Raw genomic sequence first — 9,329 nt, forward strand, 5'->3', positions numbered from 1 at the left:
AGCTATTCCCCCGTGGTGAGCTTGATAAATTCGGCTCCGAGGTGGTGGATGAGATGCGGGGCCTCGGACAATGCCAACCACGACGGCGGCAGAGCAGCTTCTCCGTGCAGCGCACCAAGGATGTTCCCGGCGATGGCGCCGGTGGAGTCGGAGTCCCCACTGTGGTTGACGGCCAAACGCACTGCGGCCAGGAAGTGCTGCACCGGGGAAACACCCTGTCCGCCGGTGACCAGTACGCAATAAAGGGCTACGGCGAGGGCTTCCTCCGCCACCCAGCCCAGCCCCAACGCCTCGGTGAGGGAATCACCGGACAGGGGATCGCCGTCGTGCGTGGAAAGAGTGAGCGCCGCCTCCAACCTGGCTAGCAGGTCGACATCGGCGGAGCGCTCGGCGGCGGCACGGTCGCGGGCGGATTCGGCGGCGGCCCGCAGTGGCAGGCCCGCAATGACGAGTTGATGGATGAGCCAGCTGAACGCGCCGGAACTCTGCCGGGCGGACGGGTGGCCGTGGGTCAAGGACGCGGCGTTGGAACTCATCTTGTAGACGGTTTCGGCGTCTATGTTGGGCAGTAGGCCGTAAGGGGCTGAGCGCATGACGGTCCCACAGCCCTTGGAATCGGGGTTCACGGGGCGGGCTGTGGTGCCCATCTCGCCCGTGGACAAACCGGTGAGGCAGGCGTTGCCGGGGTGGCGCTGGTGGTGGAGCACGCTTTGGGTATCGATCCAGCGCGGTGCCTGCTCGGGAGCGTGCCCGGCGGCCTGGACACCCTGGGTTTTGAGCCAGCGCAGGTAGGCCAGCCACTGGCATGCATTGAGGTCTGCACCCACGCCGTCCTTGGCCCATTCCAGCACGTCAAGGAGGCCGTCGAGGGTGTACAGCGTCATTTGCGTGTCATCGGAAAAGTGGACCGGGTCCGGGGACTGGCTCAGGTCGAACAGCAGCGACGGGCCATACTTGGCATTGATTTGTTCCAACGAGTCAAATTCCACGAGGTAGCCGAAGGAATCACCCAGTGCCCCGCCCATGAGGGTGCCTTGGACGCGGCTGGGAAAGCTGGCAGGCGAAGATGCGCGGGTCGGCGCTGCGTTGTTCATGCCTCCAATTTACCGTCCAGGGGAGGTGGTGGGATGCGCAGTAGACTCATGTTTGGACAATCAGCACCCACGAACGAGGAGATCCATGCGCGAGCCTGCTTGGAGAAGAGCCGGCAAGACCCCGGACTACCGTTTTTCGCTGGCAAATGAGCGGACATTTCTGGCATGGGTGCGCACGGCGCTGGCCCTGCTTGCCGGCGCTGTGGCCATCGACCAGCTTGCACCGGAGATCGCACCAACGGTGGTTCGCATCATCTTGTGCATGGTGCTGGCCATCATTGGTGCGGTGCTGGCCATTGTCAGCTACCGGCGCTGGGCGCACCAGGAACAGGCCATGCGCAATGATGCAGAACTTCCGCACTCCTGGCTGCTTTTGGGCATGACGGTGGTGGTGTCCGTTGCGGCCATCATCTTCGCCGTCCTAATTTTGGTCCGTCCTTAACTTGGGTTCCCCAGCGTGAGTTTAGAAGGCGCAGGCGCGGGTACGCCGCCGCCGGCCAGGGATCCCGGGCTGCAGCCTGAGCGTACGGCACTGTCTTGGCGGCGAACGATCATGAGTGCCGTCATTGCCGACCTGTTGATCTGGCGCGGCTGGGCCGTGTCGCTGACACGCGAAGGGTCGGCCGCCGTCTCCGGGCTGTTTACCCCCGGCCACTCCGCCCATATCATCGGACTGGGCGCGTGCGCAGTGGTGGCCAGCCTCATGACGATAGTCCTGGTTGTGTGTGCCGCCAGCCGGATCCGCATGCTTCATGCCGGCGTAGGCGTGCTGGAGGCTGAAGAGCATATTGCCCCACCGGCTCTTATGTTACGTACAGCATCGGCCGCTATAGTTGCTCTGGCTGCGGCCGCCGTCGTGGCATTGGTGCTGGGGTTTTAAGCCTCTGCCGTGCCCTTGAGCCGCATCCACGGCAGCTATTTTTGATTTCCACGAAAAGGATCTTCACACCATGACTACATCCGGAACGGCAGTGGCGAGTGCCACAGCCACGGCCACGGCCACAACCACGGAGCAGGCCTACCCGCTGAGCACCCGAGTTGCCATTGAAGGGTTGGGCAGCTTTTTCATCGTCTTTGCCGGGCTCGGCATGGCGCTCTTCAGCTCCGGAGGGGCCGGCACCACGGTGGGCTTCGCCTACGGACTTGCCATGGTTGCCGCGATCATCTCCTTCGGGCACATCTCCAACGGCTACTTCAACCCGGCATTCTCGCTGGGCATGGCCGTGGCAGGAAAGCTGAAGTTCTCCGCCATGGCTCTGTACATCGTGGCCCAGACGGTGGGCGCCCTGCTCGCCTCGGTCGTGTGGCTGGCTTTGATGAAGGTCATGCCCGCCGGCGCCACCCCGGAAACACCCAAATTGTTCGGTGCACTGGCCAACGGCTTTGACGCGCATTCACCGTCGCAGGTGCCCATGGTGGGCGTGCTGATCGTGGAAATTGTTGCGGTTGCAGCCCTGACCGCCATGATCCTGGGTGTCTCCTCCGCACGCAACAAGACGACCCTGGGTCCCATCGCCATCGGCCTGGCCTTCGCCGTGGCCGTGAGCATCACGATGCCGTTGAGCAATGGTTCCCTGAACCCGTCCCGTGCCACCTCCGTCGTGTTCCTGGCCGACTCCTGGGCCCTTGGCCAGCTGTGGCTGTTCTGGCTGGCCCCGCTCTTTGGTGCCGCCCTGGCCGCTGCCATCTTCCGCTCCTTCGCCCCCACGAAGGTTCCTACAGTTTCCGTGCCGGTTGGGTTTGCCACCCTGACGGACGACGCCGAAGCTGCCGCCACCGACGATGGTGTCATCGCCCCGGCTCAGGCTGCGACCCCGGTCCCGGCGGCCGCACCGGAGGCGGCACGCGACGCCCAGGCATTCTTCGACGCCCCGAAGAAGTAGCCCCGCAGCCCTCAAGCAGCTTGGACAGCCTGCTCTGCAGCCCGCACAAGGTACCTGAAAACTTGTTTCGTTTTCTGGCTCCCGGTGCGGGCTGCTGGCATTCAAAGCTACTGTTGGAGGATGTTGATCCTTTCCCTCCTTCTGCTTGCCGTCTGCTCTTTAGGGATTGCTGCTGCGAACCACGCCTGTGCCAGTGGCAGGATCAAGATGAACCCATGGTTGGGCATTCGCACGAGTAAAACCATGGTGAATGAGGTCACCTGGCAGGCAGGGCACCGCGCAGCAGTGCAACCGATGTGGGTCAGTGGCATCGCCGCAGCAGCCATCTCCTTGGCTGGGCTACTGTTCCTCGATTCACCTGCCACGCAAACCGTCATGGCGCTCATGGCCTGCGCCCTGTTACTGGTCGCCGTGATTTATGGGGCTAAGGTGGCCAATGTTGCCGCCGCGCAGGCGCTCGTGGTGGAAAAACCCCGTCGCTAGAATCCCCGCACACCGGCACTGCAACGAGGGTTCAATCCTCGAATGTCGGTGGCCTCCGCTAGCGTAAGAAGCATGAAGCTTCTCCACACCTCAGACTGGCACTTGGGCAGGTCTTTCCATGGCGTCGGCACGCTGGCCGCGCAACAGCGTTTCGCCAACCAACTGCTGGACACCGTAACAGCGGAAAACGTCGATGTTGTCCTTGTCTCCGGCGATGTCTATGACCGCGCACTGCCCGGCGTGGACGTGGTGAACCTTTTCGATGACATCCTCGCCCGGCTCAGTGTAGCGGGCGTGCAGGTGGTTGTGACCAGCGGCAATCACGACTCGGCTACGCGCTTGGGCTTTGGCGGTCGGCTGCTAGAACGTGCTGGAGTGCATTTGCGCACCCGGCTGTCTGATCTGGACACGCCCGTGCCGCTGCCGCTGCAAGCCGGCAGCGGCAAAGACGATGGCGCGCAGGTGGCCATCTACGGCATCCCCTTCCTTGAACCCCGGCTGGTAGCCGATGAACTGGGTGTGGAAAATGGCACCCACTTCAGCGTCACGGAAGCGGCCGTGAACCGCATCGGCGCAGATCTTGACACCCGGGCCCCGGGGACGGCTTCGGTGGTACTGGCCCACACGTTTGCCAGTGGTGGCCTCACCTCCGCCAGTGAACGTGAACTGTCTGTTGGGGGAGTCGGGGCGGTGCCGTTGGATCTCTTTGACCGCTTTACGTACACGGCGCTGGGACATCTGCACGGCCCGCAGACTTTGAGCGAAAAGGTGAGGTATTCAGGTTCCCCTCTCCCGTATTCGTTTTCCGAAGCCAGCCACACCAAGGGTGCGTGGTTGCTGGAAATCACCCCTGACGGCTTGGGTGAAGTGAAGAAGGTGGTGTGGGAGCCGGAGCGGGCATTGAGCGTTTTGAGCGGCAAACTTGATGACCTTCTCACCGCTGAAAAGTGGGCCTTCGCGCAGGATCACTACTGCCAAATCACGCTCACCGACAACGACCGCCCGGAACTGGCCATGGAGCGTCTGCGTACTCGTTTCCCCAATACCCTCGTGTTGATGTTCGCGCCAGAGATCGAGCGGGAGGCGCAGGGACAAAGCTACGGTGCCCGAATCGCCAAGGCCGCCAACGAGCTGGAACTGTGCTGCGGCTTCCTCGACCATGTGCGCCACCGCGGCGCGAACGACGCCGAACAACAAGTGTTGCGCGAGGCCCTGGCCCGTGTGCGGGAACAGGAGAGCGCACTGTGAGGATCCACCGGTTGGAAATACAGGCCTTTGGCCCCTTTGCCGGACGAGAAGTGGTTGACTTTGACCAGTTGGGAGCCCAAGGGCTGTTTCTCCTTAACGGTTCAACGGGTGCTGGCAAGACCAGTGTGCTGGACGCCATTGCGTACGCCCTCTACGGCAGGGTGCCCGGCGCTCGGCAGGGCGCCCAGGCACAATTGCGCAGCCACCATGCAGCCGAGGGGGTGGGACCCGAAGTGGTGTGTGAATTCAGTGCCGGCGGGCGGCGCTTGGAAGTGCGGCGCAACCCGGAATGGATGCGCCCACTTAAGCGTGGAACCGGGACCACCAAGGAGCAGGCGAGCACCCATCTGCGTGAAAAGACCGATGGTGAATGGGTGGTGAAGTCCACCCGCAACGACGAGGCCGCCGCTGAGATTCAAGCGCTGCTGGGGATGAACATGGCCCAGTTCACCAAGGTTGTGTTGCTGGCGCAGGGAGACTTTGCCGCCTTCCTTCGAGCAAGCGCCGAGGAGCGCCAAGTGCTGCTGCAAAAGCTCTTTGGCACTGACATTTACAAGGACCTCGAAGTTCGCCTGGCCACTGACTCCAAAGCTGCCCAAGCCGAAGTTGCGGTAGGGCTGAGCCAGTTGGCGGCAACCGAACAGCTGGCCCGCAGCCAGAGTGCAGCAGTGCTCGCTGGAGAGAACGCCCGGGAAACTGAAGCCCAAGCTGATGCGCCAACTGACGAGGAAACGGTTGACAGCGCGCAACTGCGCGGCTTGGAGCTGTTCGCGTGGCTCACCGGCCAACTGGCCCCGGCCATTGAACGCAGCAGCCAGTGGGCGCAGAAAGCCCAAAAAAGCTCCGATGATTTGGCCCAAGCCCTTCAGGACGCGCAAACGCGGCGCAGCCGGCACATGGCCTTGGCATCGGCGGTTGCTGAAAAGGGCAGGTTGGCAGGCCTTGCCGGGCAAGCCCTGCAATGGCACCACCAGCAAGAGCGGCACCATGGCGCACAGGTGTTGGCGCCCGTGCTGGCCGCAGCGGCCAAGGCTGTCAAGGTGGAGGAACTGGCGCACGCCAGCGCTGCAACTGCCGCAGCGGACTTTGACGCCCACGAGCTTGCCTCGGCCATGCTGGGCACACCGTCAGCTAAAGCCAGAGAGCAAGCCCTTGAACGCCTAGTCCGCGACTTGACGAGCACGATTGCCGCAGTTGATGCCGCGCTGCCCGAAGAAACCAGGCACAGCCAAAAGTGTGCTGCACTCACGAAGAATGACAAGGATCTCGTGCAGGTTCGCAAGTTGCAGGAAAAGCAGTCGAGCGCCGTTGCCGCTTCCGGCACACGGCTGGCCGAGGTGCAGGCAAGGCAGGAAGAAATCCACCAAGCGGGCCACAATGTGGAGCACGCTGCCCAAGGCGCTGCGCAGGCCGTCCAGCGCGTCACTGCCATTGTGGAATTCCAGCTCCAGAACACTGCGGTCACAGAACTGACGGCCGCTTATGAGCTGGCCCGTGAAAAGGCCTTGAACGCCAAGGAGGGCTGGCTTGAGGCGTTCAACCGCAGACTCAGCCAGGCCGCGGGGGAACTGGCCGCCACCCTGGTGGAGGGGGAACCATGCCAGGTGTGCGGAAGCACCGTGCACCCGGCGCCCTCTCCACTAGCCGGTGCCGGTGCCGACCTTCTCAAGGCGGAGAAAGCCGCCAAGCAAGGTTTTGACACCAGCGAAGGACTGGCTGGCACGGCCCGCACCCAGCTCGCCGAAGCCAGGAACACCCTCGCGGTCCTTGCCGAACGCGGTGGTTCCGATGAGTTGGCAGAGGCACAGGACGCCGTCGTGCTGAAGAAGTTGGCGCATAAGAACGCCACCGCGGCCATTGCGGAGCTGAGCGCCCTGAATGCGGAGGCCACAGAGTTGCAAAAGCGCATCCAAGACGCTCAGCAGGACGTCGTGGCAGCCGCCGGCGAGGCAGCGTCGCTGCGCACCGGCCAAGCGGTGCTGGCGCAAGAAATCGCGGCGTTGGAAGAGCATCTCACGCAGGCCCGCGACGGGTACCAGTCCTTGGCGCTGCGCCGTGGTGCACTGACCCGCGCCCAGGAACTCGGTGAGGCACTGCTGCGAGCGGTACGCCACCGCACCACGGTGCAGGCTGCCGCGGAAGAGGCCGCCGTTGCGGAGGAACAGGCGCTTGCAGACTCCGTGTTTGAGGATGTGGAGGCGGGGCAGGAGGCTATTCTGACTCCCGCTGCGGCGGCAAGCCTGGAGAAGGACATCAAGGACCATGCGCGTGCGGTTGATGTCAATGCGGACAGGCTGGCCGCTGCGGACGTCGCCGCCGCGCAAAAGGAAGTGGAAGCGAACATTGCAGCACCCACGGAAACCGACCTCGAGGTGTTGGCAGGGGAGGCGAAGCTTGCCCAGACCCAGGCCCGGGCAGCGTCCTTGAAGCTGGGGATGACACGGTCGGCAGCGGACCAGGTCGCCGCCACTGAAACTGCGTTTCTTGCGCTGGAGGCGGCTGTTGCCCCGCTGCGGGAGAGGGCCCAGCTGGTGGAGGGGCTCGCAGCTGCCGTTCGCGGGCTGGGGGACAACAAATTGAAGATGACGCTGAGCAGCTATGTTCTTGCCGCACGTCTTGAACAAGTGGCAGAGGCAGCATCCGTGCGTTTGGCCACCATGAGCGATGCCCGCTACACGCTGCGCCACAGCGACGCGAAATCCGGTAACAAGAAGTCGGGGCTCGGCTTGGAAGTGGTCGATGAGTGGACAGGCATCAGCCGGGACACGGCAACGTTGTCTGGTGGGGAATCGTTCATGGCGTCATTGGCACTGGCACTGGGACTCTCGGATGTGGTGCAGTACGAATCCGGCGGGCTGGACATTGAGACATTGTTTGTTGACGAAGGCTTTGGCAGCCTTGATGAACAATCGCTGGAGCAGGTCATGGAGGCCTTGGAAGGCTTGCGCGACGGCGGAAGGGTGGTGGGGCTGGTCAGTCACGTTGCCGAGATGAAACAGCGAATTCCCATGCATCTGCACGTTCACAAGGGCCGCAACGGTTCCACCTTGGAGCTGACCATGGCGGGGGCGGCAGGGTCGTAGACGGTAGACTGGGCGGGTCTTTGCCTGGCCGTGTGCCGGCGGGTGAAATCGGCGTGTGAAAACCGCGCGGCCCCAAGCAAGAAACTTTAGAAAGACAGTTGAGTCCCTCGACCTCCCCGCAAGCACCAGTGTCCGCCGCCCCTGCCGTCAAGGGGGGCCGCTACTCTGTGCTGCCACAATTGGCTGGCAACGGCTACATTCCCTTGGGTCTCTTTGCCCGGGTTCCACTGGCCATGCTGACCATCGGTGTGCTGACCATGGTCACTTTTGTCAGCAACTCCTACGCCATCGGCGGTTTTGCGGCCGGTTCCATTGGACTGGGTGCGGCAGTGGGTGCGCCGGTGGTGGGCTACTTGGCCGACCGTTTGGGGCAGAAGCGGGTGCTGCTGGTAGCCGCCGTGGTAAATGCGCTGCTGGTGGGGACCGTGGTGTTCCTCGCCTATACATTGCTCCCGGAAAACGGGGCCAGGGTCACCGACGGGGCAACAGTGGTGGTGTTGATCACGGCGCTGCTGGCCGGAGGCAGCTCCCCTCAGGTTGGCCCACTGTCCCGGGTGCGCTGGATGGCGTTGAGCAAAAAGCTCCCCGCGAAGGAACAGGGGCCCATGGTGGATACCGCGCTGTCCCTGGAAGGCACCGCCGATGAAGTGACGTTCGTACTGGGGCCAGCGCTTGTCGGCCTGCTCGCATCGCTTGTGGCGCCGTGGCTGCCGCTGGTTCTCGCCGCCGCCATGACCGCTATCCTTGTGACACTTTTTGCCCTGCACCCGACGTCGGAGCTGGTCAATGCAAAGTCGGCCATTGGCAGCATCGTGGGCAACGCCGGCTACGTGTCCAAGGAACGGCCCAATTGGCTTCTTGTGGCAGTGCCAGTGGCGGGAATGGTGTGCATGGGGACGTTCTTCGGCTCCGCCCAAACAGCGTTGACGGCCTTTACGGGCGTGCATGGTTCAGTGGACCAGGCCGGGCTGATGTACGCCATCATGGGCGCAAGCTCAGCGGTGACTGCCCTCTCGGTTGCCTACTGGCCGGCGACTTTTAGCAACGCGTGGCGGTGGGTGCTGACGGGAGGTCTGATGGCGGCCGGGAGCCTGGCGTTCTTGGCCCCTTCCACCCTCGGCCAGATGGTGTGGGTGCTGCTGTTGGTCGGGCTCCCGGTGGGGCCCGCCATGGTGACGATTTTCAGCGTTGGCAGCGTCGTTGCGCCACCGCAGTGGATGGGCACGGTGATGACAGTGCTCGCGAGCGGCATCGTTGGGGGTACGGCTTTGGGCTCTGCCTTGTCCGGCGCGCTGGCGCAAAGCTCCGGCTACCATGCGGCGTTCATCGTGCCGATTGCGGCCACAACAGCCTTATTCTTATTGGGCATTGTTGCTGCAGTGGTCCTGCGGCGCCAGCTCGCAAGGGTCCACTAGTAGAGCGTCGCTTCTAATTTCCTTCTGAATGCTCGGGGTAAAGGTGGCGCAGCTTGATGCGGGCGTCTGCGGTCGTGAACTGCCAGTTGACCTGCCGCTGGTCTGTGTTCGTTGCTTCCTGCC

At 63.4% G+C, this 9,329-nt stretch carries 8 protein-coding genes; 7 read left to right on the plus strand and 1 reads right to left on the minus strand.

What is annotated here, in order from left to right; genetic code table 11:
• Positions 1–2 precede the first annotated feature (2 nt).
• Complete coding sequence (locus JMA46_RS04765; protein WP_207344143.1) at positions 3–1,094, minus strand: ADP-ribosylglycohydrolase family protein; 1,092 nt, start codon at positions 1,092–1,094, stop codon at positions 3–5.
• Between the two features lie 85 nt (positions 1,095–1,179).
• On the opposite strand from JMA46_RS04765, the gene JMA46_RS04770 reads away from it, so the two are divergent.
• The 7 genes from JMA46_RS04770 (at position 1,180) to JMA46_RS04800 (ending at position 9,206) form a co-directional block, all read left to right on the plus strand.
• On the plus strand, positions 1,180–1,536 hold the full coding sequence (locus tag JMA46_RS04770; protein ID WP_207344144.1) for a DUF202 domain-containing protein: 357 nt from the start codon (positions 1,180–1,182) through the stop codon (positions 1,534–1,536).
• Between the two features lie 15 nt (positions 1,537–1,551).
• Positions 1,552–1,974 (plus strand): DUF202 domain-containing protein, encoded by a 423-nt coding sequence (locus JMA46_RS04775; RefSeq protein ID WP_207344145.1) that lies wholly within the window; start codon positions 1,552–1,554, stop codon positions 1,972–1,974.
• A 70-nt stretch (positions 1,975–2,044) separates the two neighbouring features.
• A complete protein-coding gene (locus tag JMA46_RS04780) occupies positions 2,045–2,977 on the plus strand; it encodes an aquaporin (RefSeq protein WP_207344146.1) in 933 nt (310 codons plus the stop codon).
• A 120-nt stretch (positions 2,978–3,097) separates the two neighbouring features.
• Positions 3,098–3,460, plus strand: a complete 363-nt coding sequence (locus JMA46_RS04785) for an SdpI family protein (protein ID WP_207344147.1) — start codon at positions 3,098–3,100, stop codon at positions 3,458–3,460.
• A 72-nt stretch (positions 3,461–3,532) separates the two neighbouring features.
• The gene (locus tag JMA46_RS04790) at positions 3,533–4,708 is read left to right on the plus strand and encodes an exonuclease SbcCD subunit D (RefSeq protein WP_207344148.1); all 1,176 of its coding nucleotides are present in this window, start codon (positions 3,533–3,535) and stop codon (positions 4,706–4,708) included.
• Positions 4,705–7,791 carry an SMC family ATPase gene (locus JMA46_RS04795; RefSeq protein WP_207344149.1) on the plus strand — a complete coding sequence of 1,029 codons (3,087 nt, stop codon included), beginning with the start codon at positions 4,705–4,707 and terminating at the stop codon, positions 7,789–7,791. The genes JMA46_RS04790 and JMA46_RS04795 overlap by 4 nt, the downstream gene beginning before the upstream one ends.
• Positions 7,792–7,889: 98 nt before the next feature.
• Positions 7,890–9,206, plus strand: coding sequence for an MFS transporter (locus tag JMA46_RS04800; RefSeq protein WP_207344150.1), 1,317 nt, complete (start codon positions 7,890–7,892; stop codon positions 9,204–9,206).
• The last annotated feature ends 123 nt before the right edge of the window (positions 9,207–9,329 follow it).

Origin of the sequence: Arthrobacter sp. E3 (assembly GCF_017353415.1) — a bacterium.
Classification (GTDB): Bacteria; Actinomycetota; Actinomycetes; order Actinomycetales; family Micrococcaceae; genus Specibacter.

Coding starts and splice junctions, on each gene's coding strand:
- JMA46_RS04765 (WP_207344143.1), bottom strand. CDS start 1,094: ATGAACAACGCAGCGCCGACCCGCGCATCTTCGCCTGCCAGCTTTCCC.
- JMA46_RS04790 (WP_207344148.1), top strand. CDS start 3,533: ATGAAGCTTCTCCACACCTCAGACTGGCACTTGGGCAGGTCTTTCCAT.
- JMA46_RS04785 (WP_207344147.1), top strand. CDS start 3,098: ATGTTGATCCTTTCCCTCCTTCTGCTTGCCGTCTGCTCTTTAGGGATT.
- JMA46_RS04770 (WP_207344144.1), top strand. CDS start 1,180: ATGCGCGAGCCTGCTTGGAGAAGAGCCGGCAAGACCCCGGACTACCGT.
- JMA46_RS04780 (WP_207344146.1), top strand. CDS start 2,045: ATGACTACATCCGGAACGGCAGTGGCGAGTGCCACAGCCACGGCCACG.